The organism is Noviherbaspirillum sp. (assembly GCF_035254865.1).
Lineage (GTDB): Bacteria > Pseudomonadota > Gammaproteobacteria > Burkholderiales > Burkholderiaceae_D > Noviherbaspirillum.
The window spans coordinates 67,759-92,373 of sequence record NZ_DATFAF010000092.1 but is presented as its reverse complement, the minus strand read 5'-3'; the positions used below and the strand labels follow the sequence as shown (position 1 = coordinate 92,373).

General features: G+C 62.7%; 23 protein-coding genes. 5 read left to right on the top strand and 18 right to left on the bottom strand.

Features of this window, described 5'->3' with window-relative positions:
- Position 1: 1 nt before the first annotated feature.
- The 5 genes from VJ651_RS23485 to VJ651_RS23465 all read left to right on the top strand — a co-directional run bounded on the left by VJ651_RS23485 (position 2) and on the right by VJ651_RS23465 (position 3,533).
- Entirely contained in the window at positions 2-712 is a 711-nt protein-coding gene (locus VJ651_RS23485; protein ID WP_324109755.1) for an ABC transporter ATP-binding protein, read from the top strand.
- Between the two features lie 134 nt (positions 713-846).
- Positions 847-1,203: a YciI family protein gene (locus VJ651_RS23480; protein WP_324109754.1), complete on the top strand. Its 357-nt coding sequence runs from the start codon at positions 847-849 to the stop codon at positions 1,201-1,203.
- Positions 1,204-1,335: 132 nt separating this feature from the next.
- A complete protein-coding gene (locus VJ651_RS23475) occupies positions 1,336-1,758 on the top strand; it encodes a YciI family protein (protein ID WP_324109753.1) in 423 nt (140 codons plus the stop codon).
- A gap of 48 nt (positions 1,759-1,806) precedes the next feature.
- Positions 1,807-2,214: a VOC family protein gene (locus tag VJ651_RS23470; RefSeq protein ID WP_324109752.1), complete on the top strand. Its 408-nt coding sequence runs from the start codon at positions 1,807-1,809 to the stop codon at positions 2,212-2,214.
- Positions 2,214-3,533 (top strand): RNA polymerase sigma factor, encoded by a 1,320-nt coding sequence (locus VJ651_RS23465; RefSeq protein WP_324109751.1) that lies wholly within the window; start codon positions 2,214-2,216, stop codon positions 3,531-3,533. Before VJ651_RS23470 ends, VJ651_RS23465 begins: the two co-directional genes overlap by 1 nt.
- Before the next feature lie 42 nt (positions 3,534-3,575).
- Here VJ651_RS23465 and VJ651_RS23460 read toward each other — a convergent pair whose 3' ends face one another.
- From VJ651_RS23460 to VJ651_RS23375, 18 genes are all read right to left on the bottom strand, one after another.
- Positions 3,576-4,193: a hypothetical protein gene (locus VJ651_RS23460; protein WP_324109750.1), complete on the bottom strand. Its 618-nt coding sequence runs from the start codon at positions 4,191-4,193 to the stop codon at positions 3,576-3,578.
- A gap of 214 nt (positions 4,194-4,407) precedes the next feature.
- Positions 4,408-8,199, bottom strand: coding sequence for an ATP-binding protein (locus tag VJ651_RS23455; protein ID WP_324109749.1), 3,792 nt, complete (start codon positions 8,197-8,199; stop codon positions 4,408-4,410).
- Between the two features lie 143 nt (positions 8,200-8,342).
- Positions 8,343-9,401, bottom strand: a complete 1,059-nt coding sequence (locus tag VJ651_RS23450) for a VWA domain-containing protein (RefSeq protein WP_324109748.1) — start codon at positions 9,399-9,401, stop codon at positions 8,343-8,345.
- A complete protein-coding gene (locus tag VJ651_RS23445) occupies positions 9,401-10,336 on the bottom strand; it encodes a DUF58 domain-containing protein (RefSeq protein ID WP_324109747.1) in 936 nt (311 codons plus the stop codon). Before VJ651_RS23445 ends, VJ651_RS23450 begins: the two co-directional genes overlap by 1 nt.
- Positions 10,311-11,327 carry an AAA family ATPase gene (locus VJ651_RS23440; RefSeq protein WP_324109746.1) on the bottom strand — a complete coding sequence of 339 codons (1,017 nt, stop codon included), beginning with the start codon at positions 11,325-11,327 and terminating at the stop codon, positions 10,311-10,313. Before VJ651_RS23440 ends, VJ651_RS23445 begins: the two co-directional genes overlap by 26 nt.
- A gap of 23 nt (positions 11,328-11,350) precedes the next feature.
- Positions 11,351-12,295, bottom strand: coding sequence for a S1C family serine protease (locus tag VJ651_RS23435; RefSeq protein ID WP_324109745.1), 945 nt, complete (start codon positions 12,293-12,295; stop codon positions 11,351-11,353).
- Between the two features lie 59 nt (positions 12,296-12,354).
- Positions 12,355-12,597: a hypothetical protein gene (locus tag VJ651_RS23430; protein WP_136418994.1), complete on the bottom strand. Its 243-nt coding sequence runs from the start codon at positions 12,595-12,597 to the stop codon at positions 12,355-12,357.
- Positions 12,598-12,818: 221 nt separating this feature from the next.
- A complete protein-coding gene (locus tag VJ651_RS23425; RefSeq protein ID WP_324109744.1) occupies positions 12,819-13,502 on the bottom strand; it encodes a helix-turn-helix transcriptional regulator in 684 nt (227 codons plus the stop codon).
- A gap of 215 nt (positions 13,503-13,717) precedes the next feature.
- Entirely contained in the window at positions 13,718-14,197 is a 480-nt protein-coding gene (locus tag VJ651_RS23420) for a hypothetical protein (protein ID WP_324109743.1), read from the bottom strand.
- 189 nt (positions 14,198-14,386) lie between these two features.
- Positions 14,387-15,523 (bottom strand): GGDEF domain-containing protein, encoded by a 1,137-nt coding sequence (locus VJ651_RS23415; protein ID WP_324109742.1) that lies wholly within the window; start codon positions 15,521-15,523, stop codon positions 14,387-14,389.
- Between the two features lie 302 nt (positions 15,524-15,825).
- The gene (locus VJ651_RS23410; protein WP_324109741.1) at positions 15,826-17,202 is read right to left on the bottom strand and encodes an FAD-binding oxidoreductase; all 1,377 of its coding nucleotides are present in this window, start codon (positions 17,200-17,202) and stop codon (positions 15,826-15,828) included.
- Between the two features lie 29 nt (positions 17,203-17,231).
- Positions 17,232-19,079, bottom strand: coding sequence for a dihydroxy-acid dehydratase (gene ilvD / locus VJ651_RS23405; RefSeq protein WP_324109740.1), 1,848 nt, complete (start codon positions 19,077-19,079; stop codon positions 17,232-17,234).
- A gap of 8 nt (positions 19,080-19,087) precedes the next feature.
- A complete protein-coding gene (locus VJ651_RS23400) occupies positions 19,088-20,041 on the bottom strand; it encodes a D-glycerate dehydrogenase (protein ID WP_324109739.1) in 954 nt (317 codons plus the stop codon).
- Between the two features lie 49 nt (positions 20,042-20,090).
- The gene (locus VJ651_RS23395) at positions 20,091-20,798 is read right to left on the bottom strand and encodes an ABC transporter ATP-binding protein (RefSeq protein ID WP_324109738.1); all 708 of its coding nucleotides are present in this window, start codon (positions 20,796-20,798) and stop codon (positions 20,091-20,093) included.
- Positions 20,785-21,543 carry an ABC transporter ATP-binding protein gene (locus tag VJ651_RS23390; protein ID WP_324109737.1) on the bottom strand — a complete coding sequence of 253 codons (759 nt, stop codon included), beginning with the start codon at positions 21,541-21,543 and terminating at the stop codon, positions 20,785-20,787. The genes VJ651_RS23395 and VJ651_RS23390 overlap by 14 nt, the downstream gene beginning before the upstream one ends.
- Positions 21,540-22,493, bottom strand: a complete 954-nt coding sequence (locus VJ651_RS23385) for a branched-chain amino acid ABC transporter permease (RefSeq protein WP_324109736.1) — start codon at positions 22,491-22,493, stop codon at positions 21,540-21,542. The genes VJ651_RS23390 and VJ651_RS23385 overlap by 4 nt, the downstream gene beginning before the upstream one ends.
- Before the next feature lie 5 nt (positions 22,494-22,498).
- Positions 22,499-23,350 carry a branched-chain amino acid ABC transporter permease gene (locus VJ651_RS23380; RefSeq protein WP_324109735.1) on the bottom strand — a complete coding sequence of 284 codons (852 nt, stop codon included), beginning with the start codon at positions 23,348-23,350 and terminating at the stop codon, positions 22,499-22,501.
- Between the two features lie 15 nt (positions 23,351-23,365).
- On the bottom strand, positions 23,366-24,583 hold the full coding sequence (locus VJ651_RS23375) for an ABC transporter substrate-binding protein (protein ID WP_324109734.1): 1,218 nt from the start codon (positions 24,581-24,583) through the stop codon (positions 23,366-23,368).
- Positions 24,584-24,615: the final 32 nt, after the last annotated feature.

The following is a 24,615-nucleotide window of genomic DNA, read 5'->3' as shown; positions in this document are numbered from 1 at the left end:
CATGAGCAGCAAAGGTATTCGCATCGAAGGTCTGAGAAAGCGCTATGGCACGGGTGACACCGCGGTCGATGCCTTGAAAGGCGTTGATATGCACGTCGAACCCGGAGAGGTGGTAGGCCTGATCGGTCCTTCCGGCTCGGGCAAGAGCACCTTGCTCAAATGCCTGGGCGCGGTCATCGATCCGACCGGGGGACGGATGACGCTCGGCGACGAAGTGATCTATGACGATCGCTGGAATGTGCGCGACTTGCGCGCGCTGCGCCGCGACAAGATTGGATTTGTGTTCCAGGCGCCCTACCTGATTCCGTTTCTTGATGTCACTGACAACGTTGCCTTGCTTCCGATGCTCGCCGGCGTCGCGAATGGCCAAGCCCGCGCGAAGGCACTGGAACTGCTCGCCGCGCTGGATGTGCAGCACCGGGCGCAAGCCATGCCATCGCAGCTTTCCGGAGGCGAACAGCAGCGTGTGGCGATCGCGCGTGGCCTGGTAAACCGCCCGCCGGTCATCCTCGCCGACGAGCCCACCGCTCCGCTCGACAGCGAGCGGGCGATGGGTGTCATCCGTATCCTCAACGACATGGCCCGCAAGTTCGAAACCGCCGTCATCGTCGTCACCCATGACGAGAAAATCATTCCCACCTTTAAGCGCATTTACCACATCCGCGACGGTGTGACCCATGAAGAGGCGGGTGAAGGCCGCGGCTTCAACTAACCCGGCAAAGCATGCTTACCCAGGTCGAACAAGACCGCTCGGCGCATATTGTGTAAAAATCCATTTTCCGTGCCCATTGAAGCCCATCATCACCGCGATCGGGCTTCACTCTTGCTCATTCACTGGAAAATGCCATGCCTTATATGCTGCTCATTATCGAACCCACCGGCCAGAGACAAACCCGGACGGAGGCTGAAGGCCGTGAAGTCTACGAACGGATGCTGCACTTCGCGGGCGACCTGAAGGAACGCGGCCTGCTCCTTGGCGCGGAATCGCTCGGTCCACTTGCCAATGCCGCGCGGGTTCAGGTGCATGGCGGCAAGCCGCGCGTGCTAGACGGGCCGTTTTCCGAGGCGAAAGAAATGATCGGGGGTTTCTTTTTGATCGACTGCGCAACCCGGGAAGAAGCTGTCGCCATTGCAAGCAAATGCCCCGCAGCCGAATGGTGCACCGTCGAGGTACGTAACCTCGCCCCCTGTTACGAATCCTGAAAAAGTTTTCATTTATCTGCGCCGGCTTGTCGATTTCGCCGCACTTCATTCGTCGTGTCATCAGGATGCCGCCAAGCGGGAGCAATCCGCGCCCGGGCAGGCATCCGTGAACAATTCGAAGGAGAAACGATCATGCGCTACATGATTATCGTGAAAGCAAGCCGGCAATCCGAAACCGGCGTCATGCCGGAAGAAAAACTCATGGCCGAGATGGCGGATTATCACGAACAGCTCGCCAAGGCGGGTGTCCTGCTCGACGCCTCCGGTTTGCAGCCGAGCGCAAAAGGCTGGCGTATCCGCTATTCGGCCGGAAAACGTATGGTGATCGACGGCCCGTTCGCGGAAACCAAGGAGCTGGTGGCCGGTTACACCATCATCGACGTGCGCTCGCGCGAGGAGGCACTGGAGTGGACGCGCCGCTTCCCCGCACCGCATGGCGAGGATGTCGAGGCCGAGATCGAGGTCAGGCAGATGTACGAACTGGAAGACTTCGCCCCCAGCCCGGCAGTCGAACAATTCCGCGAACTGGACATTCGCGGCGAGTCGGTACGCTGAGCATCCACTAGCCTCCTTATTCCACCTTATCGACAGCCAAGGACAAGCATGAACAAGCAAATCTACGTCAACCTCCCGGTCAAGAATCTCGACAGCGCGAAAGCCTTTTTCACGAACCTCGGATTCGGCTTCAACGCCCAGTTCACGAACGAGCAAGGCGCCTGCATGATCGTCTCCGACAACATTTATGTGATGTTGCTGGCGGAGAGCTTCTTCCAGACCTTCACGCACAAGCCGATTGCGGATGCCAGCAAGCTCACTGAAGTGCTAGTGTGCCTGTCCTGCGACAGCCGCGAGGAAGTCGATCAGCTGGTCGCCAAGGCGCTCGCCGCCGGCGGCAAGGCGCCGCGCGCACCGCAAGACCACGGCTTCATGTATGGCCATGGGTTCGAGGACCTGGACGGACATATATGGGAACTGGTCCACATGGATACCTCCGCAGCGGGAAATGCCTGATGCATTCGGCCGTGCATCAGGCGATCGACGCGGTCTGGCGCATCGAATCGGCCAGGATCGTTGCCGGCGTCGCACGCCTGGTGCGCGACATCGGGCTGGCTGAAGAGCTGGCTCAGGATGCGCTGGTGGCCGCACTCGAACACTGGCCGGCCGCCGGCGTGCCGGACAACCCCGGCGCCTGGCTCATGGCGACGGCAAAAAACCGGGCGCTCGACCGCCTGCGGCATCACAAGCTGGCGAAGGGCAAGCTGGAACAACTGGGCCATGAGCTTGATGCGCAGGAGGCCATGATCGTGCCGGATTTTGTGGATGGACTCGATGCCGCCCGGGCGGATGAAATAGGAGACGATCTCCTGCGTCTGATCTTCACCGCCTGTCACCCTGTGCTGCCGACGGAAGCGCGTCTGGCGCTGACCTTGAAGCTGCTGTGCGGGCTGACCACGCATGAGATCGCGCGTGCTTTTCTCGTGCCGGAGCCGACGATTGCGCAACGCATCGTGCGTGCCAAACGCAGCTTGCGCGAGGCGCGCGTGCCGTTCGAGGTGCCGCGCGGCGATGCGCTGCAAGAGCGGCTATCGTCGGTGCTGGAAGTGGTCTACCTGGTTTTCAACGAGGGCTATACCGCGACCGCCGGCGACGACTGGATGCGTCCTGCGCTCATCGACGAGGCGCTTCGCCTCGGGCGCATGCTGGCCGAGCTCGCTCCGGATGAGCCCGAGGTGCACGGACTTGCCGCGCTCATGGAATTGCAGGCATCCCGCGCCAAGGCACGCGTCGACGCATCGGGACGTCCGGTCCTGCTGCTCGACCAGGATCGTTCGCGCTGGGATCATCTGCTCATCCGCCGGGGGCTTGCGGCGCTCCAGCGCGCCGAGGGCTTGATGGTTTCGCCTGGGCCCTACGCGCTCCAGGCGGCGATTGCAGCCTGTCACGCGCGTGCAGTCACGGCGTCCGACACGGACTGGGAACGGATTGCAGCACTTTACGCGGCGCTGGCGCGAGTGTCTCCGTCGCCGGTGATTGAACTCAATCGCGCGGTGGCCGTCGGCATGGCTTTCGGTCCAGCGGCCGGGCTCGAGATGGTTGACAGCCTGCGCGACGAACGCGCCCTGCAGGGGTATCAATGGCTGCCGAGCGTGCGTGGCGACCTGCTTGCGAAACTCGGGCGCAACGAAGAGGCGCGGACGGAGTTCGCACGCGCAGCGCAGCTGGCAGGCAATGGCCGCGAACGTGAACTGCTCCTGAAGCGTGCAGCGGAGCTTGGCGGAGCCGATGCCGGTGTGCCGGATGGACAACCAGGTCCGCAGGACAAATCCTGACGCGTCCTGCGGATTTCTTCGGCAAATGGGTTCAGGCCGGAATTACTTCGGCTGCGTGCCCGATTGCTCCGAGCCCGGCGACGTGGATGGCGTGGACGAGGACGAACTGGAAGGCGTGCTTCCCGAAGAAGAGCTTTGTCCCGTCGATGAAGTGCCCGATGTGTCCGTGCTGCTGCTACCGGTCATCGCGCCCTGCCCGCTGGAGGAAGTTCCGGTGGCGCTGCTGCCCGTTGCCGTTTGCTTCTGCGACTGTGTCTTGGCTTCCGCCAGCGCCATGTTGTGCTTGGCCTTGGCTTCCTTCTGGCAGGCACTTTTTGCATCGCCGACCTGGTCGTCGCAGCGTTCCTTGGCGACCTTGTAGTCGGCGTCGGCTTTTGCCTCGTTCAGCGCGAGGCGATTCTTTGGCGTGTCGCGCTGATCGAGCTTGGCCTGCGCCTCGGCAATCTTCTTCTGGCCATCGGCTTCGGCCTTGCAGATATCCTTGGCGTTGCCGCTCATGCCGTTGCATTTCTCGATTGCCGCCTTGTGTTGCTGTTCAATGGTCTGCTTCGAGCTTTGCATGCCGGAAGTGGCAGAGCTGCCTGAGGTCTGCTGGGCATAGGCGCTTGATGCAAAAACAAAGGCGAGCGATGCTGCGAGGACGGTGAGTTTATTGTTCATAGCGGTACTCCTTCCATTCGTGAAAGATGGTGAGGTGCAAACAACGTGCCTGACCCTGTCGGGCCGGACCATTGATTGCTTCCCGGGTTGATGTCATAGGTGCCTACCAGGCTGTAGACAATGATCCGCGGCGTTTGTTAGATTTTTAAGAGGTGATTTGATCCGGCGCGAAGTTTTTTCGGAATAAGTCCGCGGCTTGCAACGCGGAATGAAATCAGCCCAGCCGCGCGGCGGGGTCATGCAGCATTTTCTCCAGGTCGGCAAAATTTACCGGCTTCACGATGTGCCGCTCGAAGCCCGCTTCGGCGATCCGTTTGCGATCGCTGTCCTGGCCGTAACCGGTCAACGCGATCAGACGGATGTGCTCCTTGCCTGGCATCGCACGAATGCTGCTTGCAAGTTCGTAACCATCCATGCCGGGCAAGCCGATGTCGAGAATGGCAATGTCCGGCGTTTCCGACTGCAATCTTCCCAGCGCCGAAGGCCCGTCGAATGCGACCAGGGTGCGATAGCCGCGGGCCATGAGCAAATCTCCGAGTGTGCGAGCGGCATCCGCGTTGTCGTCGACAATGAGGATGGAGGTACTGCCGTCAACATCGGGATAAGCGGCGCCAGGCGCATGCTTCGCACGTTGGGGTTCGGCATCCTGCATATTGGCCGCCGGGAAGCGCAAGGTGAAGACACTCCCCTTTCCCGGTCCCGCGCTGGATGCACTGATCCAGCCGCCATGCAGTTCGATCAGGCTGCGCACGATGGTCAGTCCGAGTCCAAGCCCGCCGCGCGACCGGGCGAGGTTCTGCCGGTCCTGCACGAACATGTCGAAAATATGCGGCAGCATCTCCGGCGAAATGCCGTTTCCATTGTCGGCAATCTCGATCACGATGTCGGATGCCTCCTGCGCCGCGTGAATGCCGATCGTGCCGTCACTGTCGGTATATTTCGCGGCATTCATCAGAAGGTTGGCCAGGATCTGCGCGAAGCGATTCGGATCGACATGGACTTGCATGCCGTGCGATGGGATATCGCTGCGGAGCTTGTGACGTTTTTCTTCCAGCAAGGGGCTCGCGGTTTCGATCGCCTTCGCGACAATGGAGTGCAGCTCGACGAGTTCCTTGCGTAAATGGATCTTTCCCTGTGCCACGCGGGCCACATCCATCAGATCATCCACCAGGCCGACGAGATGCTCCGCCTGCCGCTCAATGATGCCGCGCTCCTTTTCCGCCACCTGGATTCCGCGCAGTTTCATCAGCTGCAGCGCGGTCATGATGGGCGCCAGCGGGTTGCGCAACTCATGGCCCAGCATGGCGAGGAATTCATCCTTGGCGCGGCTTGCCCGCTCGGCGGCCCGTCGCGCCATGCTCAGTTCGGTCACGTCGAAGGCGACCACGGCAATGCCGTCAATGCTGCCGTCGCCCGCAAACATCGGCTGATAAACGAAATCGAAAAAACACTCCTGCCGCGCCGGTGGGTCGCCCTTGGCGACTTCGGCGCGCAGCGAGCGGCCCACATACGGCGTGCCGGTGCGATAGACGCGGTCCAGCAGTTCGTAGATATCCTGCCCTTCCAGCTCGGGCAAGGCCGCGCGGATCGGCTTGCCGATGATTTTCCGTCGCCCGACGAGCTCCAGATAAGAGGGATTCGCCAGTTCGTAGACATGCTCCGGGCCGCGCAGGATGGCGATGGCGGCCGGCGCCTGTGCGAAGACCGCCTCCATCCGTCGCGCCTGGGCGGTTTCGATGGCGTGCAGACTGGAGCGCAGCAACAAGGCTTCGACCCGAGCGATCAGCTCCCTGCTTGAAAATGGTTTGACAAGGTAATCATCCGCGCCCGCCTGCAGTCCGCTGACGCGCGCCTCTTCGCCCGCGCGGGCGGAGAGCAGGATCACCGGCACATCCTTGATCGCCGGCTCGCTACGCAACGCGGCGAGCATCTGAAAACCATCCATCATCGGCATCATGACATCGGCAATGACGAGCGCCGGAGGATGAGCTTGCGCCGCAGCCAATGCCTGCCGGCCATCCGCGAATGCGTGCACATTCCATCTCGGCTGCAGCAAGCGCGTGACGTAGTCGCGCATGTCGGCATTGTCGTCCACGACGAAAATGCATTGCTGCGCGCCAGCATCGGCCTGCGCGCTATCGGGTGCTCGCATGGATGTCGCCTTCGGCGCGCTGCCGGAGGCCAGCCAGAGTTCGGCTTCCTTCATGAAGGCGTCGGCCTGTGCCGTGCTCGGCCGGTCCGTCCGCGATTCCCTGACCTGATCCTGCGGCAGGTGCGATTTGCCGAAGGGCAGCGTGATGATCAGCGATGTGCCCTGCCCCGGCGTGCTGCGGATGGCAATTTCGCCGCCGTGCAGGCCGACCAGATCGCGGACCAGCGCCAGGCCTATTCCCGATCCCTCGTGCGTTCTGGCACGGGTACCTTCGATGCGATGGAAGCGCTCGAAGACGCGCGGCAGCTGGTCCTGGGCGATGCCGACGCCCGTATCGGAAACCATCAGCACAACGCGCTCGTCCAGCGCATGGAGCGTGACCGTGATCGCGCCTTCGAAGGTGAACTTGAAGGCATTCGACAGCAGATTGAGAATGATCTTTTCCCACATCGTGCGGTCGACGTACACCGGCTCCGGCAGCGCTACGCAATTGACATGCAGCGCCATGCCGGCCTTTTCGATGGCGGAGCGGAACACGCCGGCCAACTCCGCCGTGGTCTGCGCGAGGTCGACCGGTTCAAAGGCGGCGCTCATGCGTCCGGCTTCGATGCGGGAGAAATCGAGCAAGGCATTGACCAGCTTCAGAAGGCGCATGCCATTGCGATGCAGGAGCCTGAGTTGGCCGCGGGCTGCGGGCGGCATGCTGTCGTCCGCCAACAGTTCTTCCAGCGGACCGAGCATGAGCGTCAGCGGCGTGCGGAACTCGTGGCTGACGTTGCTGAAGAAAACGGTCTTGGCGCGGTCGATTTCGGCCAGTGCCTCGACGCGCTTGCGCTCCGCTTCATAGGCCAGCGCTTCGCTGATCAAGCCTTGCAGCTGGTCGGCCAGCAGGTTGTAGAAGGACAAATAGGCATCGTCGAGCGCGCGGTGCGGATTGACGCCGGCGACCAGTATCGCGATCGGGCGGTCGTCGCCCGGCATGGCGATGGGAGCGAGAACGGCCTCGCGCACGCTGGACGACCAGGCGCCGGCCGGCAAGCGTGCGAAGCGCTTGTGCAGCTCGCCCGCCACATGCACGCCAGCCGAAGCCAGCGCGTCGGCCAGCGGCCAGGAAGATGTCTTGTCGTGCAGCGCAATCTCCCGGGGAGCAATCTCGGGAAAATTCTCGACGCCGAAAGATGCGGCGAGATGCGCCGTGCCCGATTTTTCGTCGAGCAGGTAAAACAGACCGAAGGGCATATCCGCCTTCGCGCCGGCGAGCACGTTCGCGGCGGCGCGGCAGGCGCCGGACAGATCGGATGCGCGCGGCTGGTTGCCGAGCAGGCGAAGCATCTCGATGCGGCGGTGCCCGATCACCTTTTCGGTGGTTTCGATGACCGGTGTGAAGATGCCGCCCACGCCACCCGATTCGTCCATGATGGGCGAGTAACTGAAGGAAAAATAGGTTTCCTCTTCGTAGCCGTTGCGGTTCATCACCAACAGCAAGTCTTCCGCCTTGACCGCCTTGCCGGTACTGACCACCTCCTCCAGCATCGGGCCGACCACAGGCCACACGTCGGCCCACACCTCGCGCCCGAAGCCGCCCATCGCCGCCGGGTGCTTTTTGCCGAGGGCCGGAATGTAGTCGTCGTTGTAGAGAATGACCATCTCCGGCCCCCACCACAGGATGATGGGAAAACGGCAGGCCAGGCAGATGCTCAGAGAGGTCTTCAGGCTTTGCGGCCATTCGCTCATCGGGCCGAGCGGCGTGGTATCCCAGTCCATCGTGCCGACCAGGCGAGCGGTTTCACTGTTGCCGCCGATTAGGTGAAGCGATTCCTGCATCTCGTGTTCCTTGACGGTCGTGAGAACCATTCCGGCGGCTAAATCCTGTCATGAACTGTTTTGTTGCCCCCGGAACGGTTCATGACAGGATTTAGCATGATACCAAGTCTGTCCCAAAACCAATTGAGGGGCGTCGAACGCAATTCATGTCGACGCGAAAATGGACACGCGTTCTACAAGACCCGGTTGAACCAGAGCATCGAGAGGAAGGCGGACAAGATCGCAAATACGGCTGCGCCGGCGGCAAACAGGCCGGATACCTCGCGCTCGCGCCGCTCGAGGGTGAGATGCGAACTGAGCGTTTTGTACACATTGGCCAGGTCGTGTGCCGTGCCTGCGTGAAAATATTGCCCCTTTGTGACTTCGGCGATCTTCTTCAGCGGTTCTTCGTCCAGCCGCACGTGCATGGCCCATCCGTCGCCCGTGAGGATTTTGCCGGCCTCGGTGCCGATGCCGACGGTATAGACCCGCACACCGCGCTCGGCCGCCATCAAGGAAGCTTCGACCGGATCCGGACCGGTCGTGGTCTGACCGTCGGTCAGCAGAATGATGGCGGCGGAATTGTAGGAACCGGGGGGCACCGGAACAAATTGCCCCGTCGGCTTCGACTTCGGTTCCTTGCCCAGTTCCTGCGCCGTCAGCTTGTCCTGTGACTCAAGGGGCCGCGGATCGAGCGAATCCAGATTGAACTCGATATCCGGAAAGATCGCCTTCAACGACACAAGGATGCCGCTACCTACCGCCGTGGCGCGCTGCAGTTGCAGGCGGTCAAGCGCCTCCAGCAGGTCGTCGCGATTCGACGTCGGCGCTTGCACAATGGCTGCCGTACCGGCAAAAGCCACCAGCCCGACGCGGGAATTGCGCGGCATGTCCCGCACAAAGGCCTTCACAGCAGAAATCGCCGCCGCCAGGCGGCTTGGCACGACATCATTGGCGCGCATGCTGCCGGAAACGTCCACGGCAAGGATCACGGTCTTCTGGTCGGAAGGCAGCATCATGATCGCGGTAGGTCGCGCCGCTGCCAGCAGCATCAATGCCAGCGCCACCAGGAACAATGCCGGCGGAATGTGGCGGCGGATCTGCTGGGTGCCGTCCATCGCCTGCCGGACGGTTGCCAGGCCGGCGTATTGCATGGCGTATTTCTTCCGGCGCCGCATCATGACCCAGTACGCGAGCACCAGCAGTGGCAGGACCAGCAACAGCCACAGCATGTCAGGCCAGATGAAACTCATTACTGCCTCCTGCCGAATTGCGATGTGCCGCCTGTCGCCAGGCGGCTGCTGTTCTTGCGCAACTCCGAGAAGCGGTACAGCGCGTCGACAATGTCGTCTTCGGTCGAGAGTTCGAGCGCATCGACCCCGGCGTAGGAAAACGCGTCGTGCAAGGCTTCCTCGCGTTCGGTCACCGCAGCCGCAAAACGGCTGCGGAATGCCTTGTCGTGCGTATCGACAAGCAATTGCTCGGCCGTTTCCGCATCCTGGATCGTCAGCAGTCCGAGGTCGGGCAAGGCCATTTCCAATGGATCATAGAGGCGGATCACGACCAGTTCATGCCGTTGCGCCAGCATGGCCATCGCCTTTTCCCATCCGGGCTGGGTAATGAAATCGGATAGTACGAAGACCAGCGAGCGTCTGTGCATTACGTGCGCGGCGGTCTGCAACAGGTCCAGCAGCCGGGTCGAAGACGGCGCCTTGGCACCCCGTGGCCGCTTGAGCATCCTGTGCAGCAGCTGCAAGACCTGGCGCCGGCCGCTGCCGGCTGGCACGACAGTGTCCACATTGGTGCCGTAGAACAGCGCGCCGACGCGATTGCCGTGCCGACTCAGCAGGCTGGCGAGAATGGTTGTCAGGTCCATCGCCTGCGTACGCTTGGTGACTGATTGCGACCCAAAATTCTCGGACGGACTGAGATCGAGCAAGAACCAGGCGGTCAGTTCGCGTTCCTCGTAGTACTCCTTGACGTAAGGGGTTTGCAGGCGTGCGGTGACATTCCAGTCGATATGCCGGACATCGTCCTGGTACTGGTATTCGCGCAGGTCGGCGAGATCGACGCCGATGCCGCGGAACAGGGTTCGGTAGTCGCCGTGCAGTAATCCGTCGAGACGGCGAAGCACCGTCATTTCAAGGCGGCGCAGTATCGCCTCAGGCGCTGGCATCAACTCGGACATGGCTTTCAAGCACTCTTTCGGGAGGCCGCAAGTGTTTCAGGATGCGATGGATGATCTGGTCGGCGCTCACCGCATCGGCCAGCGCTTCATAGGACAAGGACAGGCGATGGCGCAGTACGTCGGGCACGAGATCGACCACATCCTCGGGAAGAACGTGATTGCGCCCGCGCAGCAGGGCCAGCGCCCGCGCGCCTTCCACCAGATGAATCGATGCGCGCGGGCTGGCGCCGCAGCTCAGGTAATGCGCCAGGTTCTGCACCTGGTAACGGTCCGGATTGCGGGTGGCGGCGACCAGGCGCACGGCATAGCGCACCAGAGACGGGTCGATATAGCAGGCACGGCATTGGCGCTGCAGGTTGGCAAGTTCCTCGGTCGTGGTGACGGAGGCCACCTCCTGGTCCTCGCTCGTGACCCGGTTGACGATCACGAACTCCTCTTCCTCGGTCGGATAATCGATCAGCACCTTCATCATGAAACGATCGACCTGCGCTTCCGGCAGCGGATACGTGCCTTCGGTCTCGATCGGATTTTGAGTCGCCATCACAAGAAAGGGTTCAGGGACGCGATGGGTGGTGCCGGCAATCGTCACCTGGCATTCCTGCATGACTTCCAGCAGCGCGCTTTGGACTTTCGCCGGCGCACGGTTGATTTCATCGGCCAGCAAGAGATTCGAGAAGACCGGTCCGAGCGAGGTGCTGAACTCGCCTGTCTTCTGATTGTAGATGCGAGTGCCGATCAGGTCGGCGGGAACCAAGTCGGGCGTGAACTGGATGCGATGAAAACTGCCGCGGATGGTGCGGGCAAGCGTTTTGACGGTGAGCGTCTTGGCGAGTCCCGGTACGCCCTCCGCCAGCAGATGGCCACCGGCCAGAATCGCCACCAGCACGCGTTCCAGAAAATGATCCTGCCCGACGACAACCCGTTTGACTTCATACAGAACGCGCTCCATGCGCAGCGAAACGTCCGGCTTGCTGTTGTCCATGTTTTCCATTGTGTGGTGTCCGGTCAGTGTTGTCAGAATGGCGACTCGCCTGCTGCGGCCGCCGCGACTTCAATCGGTACCGCGAAGCCGATGCCGATGAAGGTGCCCTGCTCGTGCGGGCTCAGGATGGCGGTCACCACGCCGACCACTTCCCCGTCCATGGTGACCAGCGGCCCGCCGGAATTGCCCGGGTTGGCCGCCGCATCGAACTGGATCAGGTTGTGCAGGACTTCGCTGCCGTCCGGCGCGGAATAGGTTCGCCTCAGGCCGGACACGATGCCGGCCGATGCGGAGGGGCCGATATTGAACGGATAGCCGACCGCGACCACCTTGTCGCCGACCGCGAGATTCTGCGTGGAACGCAAGGTCGCGGGAACCAGGTCGTCCGGGATCGTCATCGCCTCGATCACCGCCAGGTCCTGGTCCGGCATGCGGCGCAGCACGATCGCATCCGATTCCACGCCATTGGCGAACTGCACCTTGATGCGCGTCTTCTCATCGCCGTCGACGACGTGCAGGCTCGTCAGGATGGCGCCCTTGTCGATGATCACCACGCCGGTGCCGACACCGCTGGGCGTCTTCTTGCCGTTGCCTTCATCATGGACCTGGACCACGCGCACCACGGAGCGCCGGATGCGCTCGAACGCCCGGGACTCGGGCGAAGGCAAGGTGTTTTTCTCCAGCGTATGCAGTACGGCGGCATCGATATCGCGCTGCGTCAGCTTGTGCACGGAGGGCAGCGAGAGCGTGTAAGCAAAGAACAGCAGCGCGCTCAGCAGCACGGACGAGGCGACCAGCAGCACGCGCTCATGTCGCGCGGCCAATGCCCGCATGCGGACATAAACCTGGTTCTGCTTGTGCGGGCGCGCCTCGGGCGCAGCTTCTGCCGTTTCGTATGAAGCAGCAGACGCCGCGTCCGCCGGCGGCTCCGCCCTGCGTTTCCGCGCGGATCTGCTGTAGATGGGTGGGCGTCTCATTGCATGTCACTCTCGCGGGTCTCAGGACGATCCTGTGGATGTCGGCTGCGGAAAATTCTTCAACGCAGATTCTTGTAGCGTCCTACGCGATATTTCCGCATCTGGTAATTGGCCGTCGTTCCCAGCACCAGCACGCCGAACAGCGGTATCAGCAGGAGCGGAGAATTGCTGAAGACTGCGCCGCCAAATCCGAGTACCGAACACAGAGCAAGAAGCTTGCCCAACTGCCGCATGCCGACCTTCCATGCCTGGTACGCAAGATCGAGGGTCATGAGCATGAAGAACACGTCAAGAAAAATCATGATGCTTTCCTGCAGTAATCGAAGCGACCAGCTGCGTCATGGACGCGGGATGCTGGTGGGAAAACGGGCGCGTCCGGGTCGCCGGGACACGGATTTGCGTCCTGCCTTGTTACTTTGTCCTTGCGGGATTGGGCAAGTTCAAGGCGTTTTTCGCCTTGCAGCAAGCGGCATGCAAATAATGGCGCGCAGACGGGAGAGGCGGCGTCCGACCCTGTTCGCGCTCAGGCGGTGAGCCTGGCGTCTGCGCTCTTTGCGTGGAAGTTTATTGCCATGTCGAAGGATGCCTGCATGAAGGCGAGCAGCCTGGCGAACTCCGCATCGCTCAGCGCGCGCGCCTGGTCGCATGCGCGATAGATATTGGCGAACTCGCGCTCGCGCCCTGCCTGTACCAGCAGCCTGCCGAGGCCAAGGTCTTCGAGGGTCTTCCAGAGTCCCGGATTGTGGCTGCGCGCCAGATTCAGAAGAAAGACCACAGGATCCTTGCGGCCCAGGACCGCCGTCAGTCTCAGGATGATTTCAAACGGCAACGCGGTCTTGCCGTTCTCCGCGAGTTCCAGCAGAACCGGATCCTTCAAATTGACAGCCTTCCCCAACTCTTCGATGCTCAGCCCAGCGGTCTTGCGCGCGCCGCGCAGCAGGCTTCCGGTCTTCCTCAGTATTTCCTTCTGCTCCGGACTTGTGAAACCCTGGCGCGCGATGGTGATCGTGATATCGGTCGCCGCAACCGTGATGTTGAGCAGAGAACCGGTCCAGCTCCTTAGCTGTCGAGCCAGGCGCATTACCGGCGTGCCCTGCGATGCACGCACGGCCGGGACATTCGCGGCCGCTTGCGGTTTGCGGCTCGCGCCGGCGCGTGGCCTGCTGCTTTGCGCGGTAGTGGATGCGCTCTTTCGTGTTACCGCCAAAATCCTTCCTCCCATTCATTGTCATCCAAGCGGAACTCGCTCCGCCGGTGGCAGGAAATGGTGACACACAAAGTCGTGCGTCAATAGGACCTGGCGCGGAACGCGTGACGATTGCGGAAGGAAAATGCAGGCGGTTTGATAAAAATCGGCTGCCACATGGAAATGCTATCGCCGAAGGCGGTTTGCGCTGTATCCAAACAGCGCAAACAATCCATTCAAATGGCGCGGATTTCCGATGAGTTCACCGGCTCGGCGAAGGGCCCCCTGGTTTCAAGCCGCTCTTCGAAGTCTTCGTCGATCTGACCGTGCTCTTTCAGGAATTCACGCACCTCATGCAGCCACAGGCGCTTGTCGCTCAGGCCGGAATCGTCCCCTAGGGTGTAGGTGTTCCTGTCGCTGAACAGTCGCTCCGCATCGGGCTCCTCGAGTGCGAATACTCTTGCCAGAATCTGCGCCGGCGACCCGGTTTCCGGCGGCTCGCCCTGCAGCGACAGTTGCTCGCCCTCGAGAGACAAGCCCAGCGCCGTGAACTTCGGATGCTGTGCCAGCCAGCCGGCCGGCGAGCAGATTGTTCCGTGTTCGAGGGACGCGCCCCGAGCGGTTTGCAACTGGCCGAGAGCAATGGCGGTTTCAGGGATGCCATCGATGATGGCGTAAGCATCCTTGAGCAGTTCAAAGTCAGGTCCGGTTTCCATTACTCATCCTTTCGCGTCGTGTAGTGAGATGTGAGATCGTCCGGGACAAGTGTCTCCCTTGATCTGTAGACTCGACATCAGGGCGAGTGGTTTCATCGACCTCGACCCGGTCAAGCGCGGTTCGTGTCGCTTGCCTTCAGCGCATATGGCCGCGGTCTTTCCATCCGGCACGACCGGGAGTCCGTACCGTCATCCGACGGCCAGCGCGTCGGCAGCGATCACCACGCGGTTTCTTCCTTGGTGTTTGGCGCGATAGAGCGCCTGGTCGGCGCGGGACAAGGTTTGTCCGATGGTTTCGCTACCTTCGTATTCCGCGACGCCGATTGAAATCGTGACGCGTGCTTCTCGCGGTATTCCCGGAAATTGCAGTTCTTCCACGCCCTGCCGGACGCGTTCGACGAATGCGGCCGCCGAATCGACGCCGGTGCCGGTCAGGAGCAACAGGAATTCCTCGCCGCCATAGCGCCCGAACCAATCCGTCTTCCGGATGTCGCCCTGGATCTTGGCGGCCAGGGTCACCAGCACCTGGTCGCCTGCCGCGTGGCCGTACCGGTCGTTGACGTCCTTGATATGGTCGATATCGATCAGGCACAGGCAGAACGGTGCGCCGTTGCGCTCCACGCGGTTTCTTTCCTGCTCCGCGACGCGTATCAGTTCGCGCCGGTTGAACACGCCGGTCAGTTCATCCCTGATGGCGAGATCGCGAATGATGCTCAACGCCTGGTCCAGTCGGACGAAGGCAGCGGCATTGATCCTTTCGTAAAGCAGCAGAAAGATCGCGACCGTCATGACGAACGTGCCCGTCGACGCGAACGTGAGCAGCCGCATGTCGCGCACAACCGTGGCGGGCAGCACGTCGAGAATGTTTCCGATATACAGCGCGATGACGGCAAGCAGGCTGAGTGCGGACCAGATCAGGCCGGGGCGCAGGCCGCCGCCGGCGGTCGCGACCAGCGGACAAACGGCGAACCAGACGACCGTCGGCGCCGTCACGCCGCCGAGCCGCGAGCTGAGGATGGCGAGCGGGATGAACATGGAGACGATGAGGATTTCGCGGGCCAGCACCGCGTTGCCGACCCACTTGAGCACGCCTATCGTACTCAGCGCACCCGCCATCGCAATGAAACACGAACTGGCATTGACCTGATCGCCGAGCGCCTGGTAGAAAAAACCGTAGGTCGGCATGATCACCAGCGCCAGCAGCGCCGCGGTAAGCAGGTTTTCCGCGCGCGTCATCTCCGATGGGCTATGCAATTCGGAGGCGGGCAGAAGAAGTCGTACGGCGTTGAAAAGGCGCTGGAACTGCAGCGTGAAGCGTGGTCTCATCCTCAGCCTTTCACAAACGCTTGCTCGACGAGCGTAGCGACGGCATTGCCGCGCGTGTGTGGGGCGCCACGGGAGAGCCCCACTGCGGCGAAACGACCGGTCAAGTACAGCGAGGTGGAGCTGTCGGACGAAGGGCCTTGCCGTCTTCCGTCTTCTTTTCCGATGCAGACTGCAGACCTGAACCGGTCAGTTTCTGCAGATAAACTGTACCGCAGCATTGCGTTGCCCGCAATAAATATGGCGAATCGGCGCGACCGCATTTCATTGCCGAAACGGCAAGCCGCGATCGCACAGAGAGGATCCTAGACCACCTTTCCTGGGTTCAGGATGCCGTTCGGGTCCAGCGTCGTTTTCAGGGCGCGCATCAGCGCGATCTCCTCGGATGTTCTTGAAAACGACAGATAGAGTTTCTTCTCCAGCCCGATCCCGTGCTCGGCGGAGACGGAGCCGCCGACGAGTGCGAGCGGCTCGTACACGATGCGCTCCACCTGTGCGCGATCCGCGTCATTGCCGGTATGGATCACGAGATGCAGGTTGCCGTCGCCGAGATGGCCGAATACCCAGCAGTGATGCGCCGGCCAGCGCTCTGCCAGCGTCCGCCGTACGCCAAGGATATAGCCCTCCATGGCGGCGACCGGCAGCGACACGTCGAAAGTGAATGGCCAGCCGTAGCGCGCGACCTGCATCACGTCGTCGCGCATCGCCCAGAGTCCGGCCCGTTCGCGCTCCGAGCTAGCGACCACGGCATCGGCGATCAGGCCGGCATCACTGGCGCTTTCCAGCGCGGCGATAAAGCGCGCGGAGTCCTTCTCCTGCTCCGCGCCGAGCGATTCCACCAGCACGTAAAAAGGCCGTCCATGCGGCAGCGGCGGCGCCGATTTCGCCGGTGCCGTCGTCACCAGTTCATAGAATTCGCGCCACATGACTTCGAATGCCGACAAGCTGCCGCCCAGCGCGCGATCCATGTGCTTGAGAAAGGCCGTCACCGCATCGAAGCTGTTCAGGGAAACGAACGCCACATCCTGGCTGCGCGGGCGTTCCGACAGGCGCAGCACCAAACGCGTGATGACGCCGAGCGTCCCTTCCGAGCCGATGAACAATTGCTTGAGGTCGTAGCCGGCGTTGTTCTTGATCATGCGGTTGAGCGATGAAATCACCGTGCCGTCCGCCAGCACCGCTTCCAGGCCGAGCACCATCGCGCGCATCATGCCGTAGCGAATGACGCGATTGCCGCCGGCATTGGTCGCAGCATTTCCCCCGAGGGTGGCCGAACCGCGTGAGCCGAGGTCGAGCGGAAAAGACAGGCCGTGCGGTTCCAGTGCTTCCTGCATGGTTTGCAGCGTGACGCCGGCCTGCGCCACTGCGATGCGCTGCACTGGGTCGATTTCCTCGATGGCATGCATGCGTTCGAGCGACAGAACGATATGCTCCGGCGCGGTGTCGGCGCCGTGTACCAGACCGGTCAGGCCGCCCTGGGGCACGACCGGGATCTTCTCGCGATTGCACAGCCTGAGCACCGACGACACTTCCGCCGTCGTCTTCGGCCTGATCAACAGGCTGGCTTGCAAGGTGTCCGCGCGCATGAAACCCGCAGGACGCCGCCGGAGTTCTTCCGCAGGCAGGATGCCTTCGGCGCCGACGATGGAACGCAACTGCGCGATCAGTTCTTCATTCATCATTGTTCTCCCGACACCGCGGTGTCAACGCATCACTCCAATTTGCTGACGTCGCGCACCGCGCCGAACGCGGCCGAGGTCACCAGCGCGCCATAGGCCTTCAGCGCGGTCGACACCGTGCGCTTGCGCGACACCGGCTTCCATGCCTGCTTTCCGCGCGCCTGCATGGCCTCGCGTCGCGCCGCGATCTCGTCATCGGATACCGCCAGCCGGATGCGGCGTGCCGGTATGTCGATCTCGATCATGTCGCCGTCTTCCACCAGGCCCAGCAGTCCGCCCGACGCCGCCTCCGGCGAGATATGGCCGACCGACAGGCCGGAAGTCGCCCCGGAGAAGCGGCCGTCGGTAATCAGTGCGCAGGACGCACCGAGGCCGCGCGCCTTGAGCATGCCGGTCGGCTTCAGCATTTCCTGCATGCCCGGACCGCCCTTCGGTCCTTCGTGGCGGACCACGACCACATCGCCCGCCTTCACTTTTCCACTCTGTATGCCCTGCCCGGCGTCGTTCTCGCTTTCGAATACGATGGCCGGGCCAGAAAACACGAGCGCGGACGGGTCGACCCCGGCAGTCTTGACGATACAGCCATCCGGCGCCAGGTTGCCATACAGGACCGCCAGGCCGCCGTCAGTGCTGTACGGATGCGCGCCGTCGCGGACGCAGCCGCCGCTGCGGTCCAGGTCGAGTTGCGGATAGCGCGCATCTTGCGAAAACGCCTGCAGGTTCGGCCGGTTCCCCGGCGCGGCACGGAAGAAATCGAGGACGCGCTCGTCGCGCGTGCGGCGCACGTCCCATCGATCGATCGCCTCTCCCATGGTGGCGGAATGCACGGTCGGCACGCGCCGTTCGATCAGGCCGAGACGGTCGAGCTCGCCGAGGATGCCCGTCACGCCGCCGGCGCGGTGCACATCCTCCATGTGATATTGCTGGATCGAGGGCGCGACCTTGCACAGGTGCGGCGTCGAACGCGATATGCGATCAATGTCGGCCATGGTGAACGGCACACCGGCTTCATGTGCTGCGGCCAGCAGGTGCAGCACGGTGTTGGTGGAACCGCCCATCGCGACATCGACGCGCATCGCATTTTCGAAAGCCGCGAAACCGGCGATGCCGCGCGGCAGCGCGCTCGCGTCGTCTTGTTCGTACCAGCGCCGTGCCAGCTCCACGACGGTGCGGCCCGCCTGCAGGAAGAGTTCGCGGCGTTCGGCATGCGTCGCGACCAGCGAGCCGTTGCCAGGCAGGGAAAGGCCGAGCGCTTCGGTCAGGCAGTTCATGGAATTGGCGGTGAACATGCCGGCGCACGATCCGCAAGTCGGGCAGGCGTTGTGCTCGACTTCATCGACGTCGGCGTCGGAGCATCCGGGATTGGCGGCCGCGATCATGGTATCGACCGCGTCGATCGGAATGACGTTGCCGTTGCGCGTCAGCTTGCCCGCTTCCATCGGCCCGCCGGAGACGAAGACCACCGGAATGTTCAGCCGCAGCGCCGCCATCAGCATGCCGGGCGTGATCTTGTCGCAGTTGGAAATGCAGACCAGCGCGTCGGCGCAATGCGCATTGACCATGTACTCGACTGCATCGGCGATCAGGTCGCGCGAGGGCAGCGAGTACAGCATGCCTTCGTGACCCATCGCGATGCCATCATCCACGGCAATCGTGTTGAATTCCTTGGCCACGCCGCCGACCGCCTCGATCTCGCGCGCCACCATCTGCCCCAGGTCTTTCAGGTGCACATGGCCCGGCACGAACTGCGTGAAGGAATTGGCAATGGCGATGATGGGCTTGCCGAAATCCTCATCCTTCATGCCGGTGGCGCGCCACAATCCGCGCGCGGCGGCCTTGTTGCGTCCGTGGGTGGTGGTGCGTGAGCGGTAGTTCGGCATTGGGTCTCCTAAGGATTCACCAGGTCCAGTGGCGTGCCGTGCAGCGCTGCGATCAGGTTGCGCGTGGCCTGCATCGCCATGGCGTGGCGCGTTGCCATGGTGGCGCTGCCGATGTGCGGCGCGAGCACGACATTATCGAGCGACAGGAAACCCGGATGCGGATGCGGTTCGTTCTCGAATACATCCAGCCCGGCGGCGGCGATGGTGCGATTCTTCAATGCATCGACGAGCGCGGCGTCATCGACCACGCCGCCTCTTGCCGTATTGATCAGCACCGCGGTTTTCTTCATCATGGCCAGTTCCACCGCACCGATCATGTGATGCGATTCGGGGCCATAGGGCATTTGCAGCAGCACGAAGTCGGATTCGCGCAGCAGGTCCGCCAGCGGCTGGTAACGCACGCCGAGCGCGCCCTCTTCCCTTGCCGGCAATGGCCTGCGCTTGAAATAGCGCACGTCCATCTCAAAGCCGCGCGCCCGGCGCGCAATGGTCTTGCCGATGCGGCCGAAGCCGACGATGCCCAGCACCCGGTGGTGGATGTCGAGTCCCATCGGCGGCGCCGAGGCGCCCCATTTGCGTTCGCGCACGAAGCGGTCGACTTCCACCAGCCTGCGCGCAGCCGCCAGCATCAGTCCGAAGGCCAGGTCGGCAGTCGCGTCATCCACCGAGCCGGGCGTATTGGTCACCATGATGCCGCGTGCCGTGCAGGCATCGACATCGATATTGTTGTAGCCCACGCCGATATTCGCGATCACGCGCAATTTGGGGCAACGCGCGATCAGGGCGGCATCGATGTGGTCGAGCGCGCTCACCAGCGCCGCGTCCGCCTGCGCCATGTGTTGCGCCAGTGCCTCGCCTTCGAGCACGCCGGCGTCCGGGTTGTAGAGAACCGTGCCGTGCTGGCGCAGCAAGGCGATGATGTCGCTCGGCATCGGACGAATGACGGCAATGGTAGTTTTCAAGCTCACTCCTTCGACGAGTGGTCGACACAGGTTGGCGCGGGTCGGCACATCAGACGCCGAGGTAGATCCGCCGGATATGATCGTCGTCCTTCATCTCCGCACTTCTCCCGCTGCGCGCGACCTTGCCGTTCTCCAGCACGAACACGCGATTCGCCACGCGCAAGGTATTCAGCGCGTCCTGCTCCGCCATCAGCACGGCGACGCCTGATGCGCTGATGGCACGAATGGCATCGAAGATCTCGATCTTCAGACGATGCGCGATACCGACCGATGGCTCGTCGAGCAGCAACAGCTTCGGCCGGCCCATCAGCGCGCGGCCGATCGCGACCATCTGCTGCTGCCCGCCCGACAGGGTGGCGGCCTGCTGATCGCACCTTTCCCGGAGCACGGGAAACAGCGCGAATACTTTCTGCATATCCGCTTCGATGTCCTCGCGGTCGCGCCGCAGGTAGGCGCCCAGCTCCAGGTTCTTGCGCACGGTCAGCTCGGCGAACAAGCGGCGGCCTTCGGGGCAATGGCAGATGCCGAGGCCAACGACCTGATGCGGCGCATGCTGATGCAGCGACGCGCCATTGAATTGCAGTGTGCCGGATGACGGCAGCGTGCGCGATATCGCCTTCAGCAAGGTGCTCTTGCCGGCGCCGTTCGGCCCCAGCACACCGACCAGTTCGCCCGGCTGCACGTCGAGGCTGACGGACTCCAGCGCAAGCGCCTTGCCGTAACGCGCGGCAAGCTGTTGAATGTCAAGCAATGCCAAGGTCGGCCTCCGTCTTTCCGATATAGGCTTCCACCACCTTCGGGTGGCGCACGATGTCTTCCGGACTGCCGGTCGCGATCACTTCGCCGAAATCGATCGCGATCACGCTTTGCACCAGTTGCATGAACTCCCGCAGCTTGTGCTCGATGATCAAGATGGTCAGGCCGCGTTCGCGATGCAGATGGCGGATCAGTTCCGACAAGGGTTCGATCTCGCTCGATCCTAGTCCGGCGAAGGGCTCGTCCAGCAGCAACAGTTCCGGCTCGGTGGCCAGTGCGCGGGCGATCTCGAGGCGGCGCTGATCGCCGTAGGACAGCAATTCAGCCGGCATGTCGATCTTGTGCCCGAGGCCGACATCCCCCAGGATCTTGCGCGAGCAGTTTTCCGGGGATTCGCCGTGGGTTGTGCCGTGCCTCGCGCCGCGCGGCGAATAACAGGCGACCATCACGTTTTCCAGCACCGACATGCCGACGAATGGCCGGCAGAGCTGGAAGGTGCGTGCCAGTCCCATGTTCACGACGCGGTACGGCGGCTGCTTTTGCAGCGGCTTGCCGTTGAATTCGACGCTGCCCTGGTCCGGCGCCATGAAGCCGGTCAGCAGGTTGAACAAGGTGGTTTTTCCGGCACCGTTCGGCCCGAGGATGCCGACGATTTCGCCGCGCCGCACCGAAAAGGACACGTTGCGCACAGCGACCAGGCCGCCGAAGCGCTTGGTCAGGTCGCATACTTCAAGGATCGGTTTCATTTCGCCGCCCCCTTCGACGCCGCCGCGCCGAGTCGCTTCCAGATCGGGGCGATCAGTCCATTGCGCAGGAAGAAGATCACCAGGATCAGCACCAGTGCATAGACCAGCAGGCGATACTCGCCGACGCTGCGCAGCAGTTCCCCCATCAGCGACAGCAGGATCGCGCCGCCGGCCGCGCCGTACACCGTGCCAATGCCGCCGACATAGACCATGGTCACCACCGCGACCAGCATCATGACCGACAGGATCTGCGGACTGACCTGCATCTGGTAGCTGGCATACAAGGCACCGCCCATGCCGGCGAAGGCTGCGCTGATCACCAGCGCGGCGATCTTGTAGAAGGTGATATTAATGCCGGCCGCCTGGCAACTCGCCTCATCCCCGCGAATCGCGCGCAGCAGTATGCCCCAGCGCGAGCGTGCCAGGCCGACCAGCACCGCGCCGCTGATCAGCGTCATCGCCAGCACGAAGTAATAAAAGGCGACCGGATTGCTCACCAGCGGTGTGAGGCCCTGGATGCCCTCCTCGCCGCCGCTCACCTCCCAGAAGATCAGCACCATCCGTTGCGCGATGGACGCCGCGGCCAGCGTCGCCAGCGCGAAGTACGGGCCTTTCAGGCGCAGCGTCGGAAATCCGATCACGACGCCGACCAGCGCCGCGCATCCCATCGCCGCCGCCATGCCGAGCCAGGGCGAAACGCCATGATTGACATTGAGATAACCGATGGCATAGGCGCCGATGCCGATGAACAGTGGATAGCCGAAGTTCTCGCGCCCGGTCAGTCCGGAAAAGAAATCCCAGCTCATCGACCAGATCGCATAGATCAGGCAGACGGTGAGAACGCCCGTCAGGTAGCTGCTGCCGCCAAGCCACGGCGCGGCCACGAGCAGCAGCAAGCAGATCGCGGCCAGCGCGACCTGCTTCACGCTCAATTGCATGGTCAATTTCATGCTCCTCAGAAAGCAGCCTGTTTGCCGCGCAGACCGGCCGGACGCAACAAAAGTGTCAGGAGCACCGCCGTCAGCGAGACCACTTCGGTCCACGATGACGACACCAGGTAGGCCACCGCCGTTTCGGCAAAGCCGAGCAGAATGGCAGCCATGATGCTGCCCGGAAGCGAACCCAACCCACCGACGATCACGATGGCGAAAGCCTTGGTCAGCGCCGGCAGCGCCATGTGCGGCGAGGTGGACAGGAACGGACCTGCCATCACTCCGGCCAGTGCAGCCAGCGCAGCCGCGACCGCCACCACGCGGCCATACACCCGGTCGATGGGGATGCCCATGTACTGCGCGGCCAGCGGATCCTGCGAGATGGCCAGCACCGCCGCGCCGGCACGGGTGTGCTGCACCAGCAGCCACAGCACGGCCAGCGCCACCACCGCGACCACCAGCGCGAGCATTTGCTGCCCGCCGATATCGGCGCCGAACACCGCCAGCTTGGTGTCGACGAAGGCCGGCACGTTGATCACTTCGGAACCGAAAGTGACGAGCAGTCCCTGCTCGACTACCAGCGACAGCGCCAGGGTCACCATCATCACCGCCATGGCCGAACTGCGTTGCGGCCGGATCAGCACGCGCTCCACCAGCAGCCCGAACAGCGCGGTGATGCCGATCGCCAGCACTGCCGCGGCCAGCAGCGGCAGCTTCAGCACGACGGCGAACAGGTAGGTGAGATAGGCGCCCATCGCGTAGAACGCGCCATGCGCCAGGTTAAGGATGCGCGCCACCCCGAATACCAGTGTGAAGCCCACCGCCAGCATGGCGTAGATGGCGCTCGTGACAGCGCCGTGTACCAGGATTTCCATCATGCTCTGGCAGCCTTACTTGAGCCAGGGCGGCAGAATGTACGAGCCGGTACGCAATTCCTTCGGCCACACGATCACGCGCTTTCCGCCTTCCTGCCATTGCGCGAACAGCACATTGACCAGGCCCGGTCCGGCCTTGACGTCATGGTTTTCGTCGAATTGCAGGCGGCCGACGGTGACCGGCATGTCGGTCTTTTCGAGTTCCTTGATCACTGCATTGGTATCGAAGCTCTTGGCGCGCGTGACGGCCTCCGCATAGGTGTAGACCGCATCGTAGGCGCCATTGCCGGTGTAGACCGGTTCGCGGTTGTAGTGCTGCTTGAATGCGTCGAGGAAGGGAATGGTGCGCGGCGACAGCGGCGCGCGGACGATGAAATTGGTCGCCACCTCGCCGATCGATTTGCCGCCCACGCGCTGGAAGAAGTCGGCGTCCTGGCTCTTGACGTCGATGCCGCCGTAGGGAACCGGGATGCGCGCGTCATACCACTGCTTGGCAAATACATCGCTGGACGCATGCGACAGAATCACGAGCAGGTATTCCGCGCCGCTGTTCTTGATCTTGGACAGCAAGGGCGAGAAGTTGGTGGTGCCGGTATCGAAGGTTTCCGCCATCACGACTTCCAGCCCGCCCTCCGTTGCGCCCTTCTTCAGCACCGGCAGCAGATCCTGCACCCACTTCGCGCTTTCGCCCACGACGGCGATCTTCTTCAGGCCGAGTTCGCCCTTCAGGAATCCGGTCATGTAGCCGACCTGGCTGCGCGCCAGATGCAGTGAGTTGATCGGCCCGACGCGGAAGATGTACTTGTTGGTCTCGTAATCCTGCTTGACCTTGGCATTGATGGCGGGCGACGCCGCACCGACATTCAGGTAGATCGTCTTGGAAGCGGCGATATGCGGCACTTGCGCCAGCACCACGCCGGAAGTATAGCCGCCGACCAGGACGTCGACCTTTTCATCGCCGGTCAGTTTCTTGATGGCGCTGATGCCTTTTTCCGGATCTTCTGTTTCGTCCGCCACCACCATCGACAGCTTGCGTCCGAGCACGCCGCCTTTCGCATTGATCTCGTCGATGGCAAGCTGCGCGCCGTCGCGCGTATCGCGCCCGATCTGCAACTGGATCGCCGTAGTCACGCCGATCTTGACCGGCTTGTCCGCCTGCGCGAACGCGAGCGCAGGGCCAAACGCCAGCGTCGCCGCCAGCGCCAATCGCTTCAATGCAAATCTGTATGTCATGTCTCGCTCCTTTTGGATTGTTTTAGTGTTGA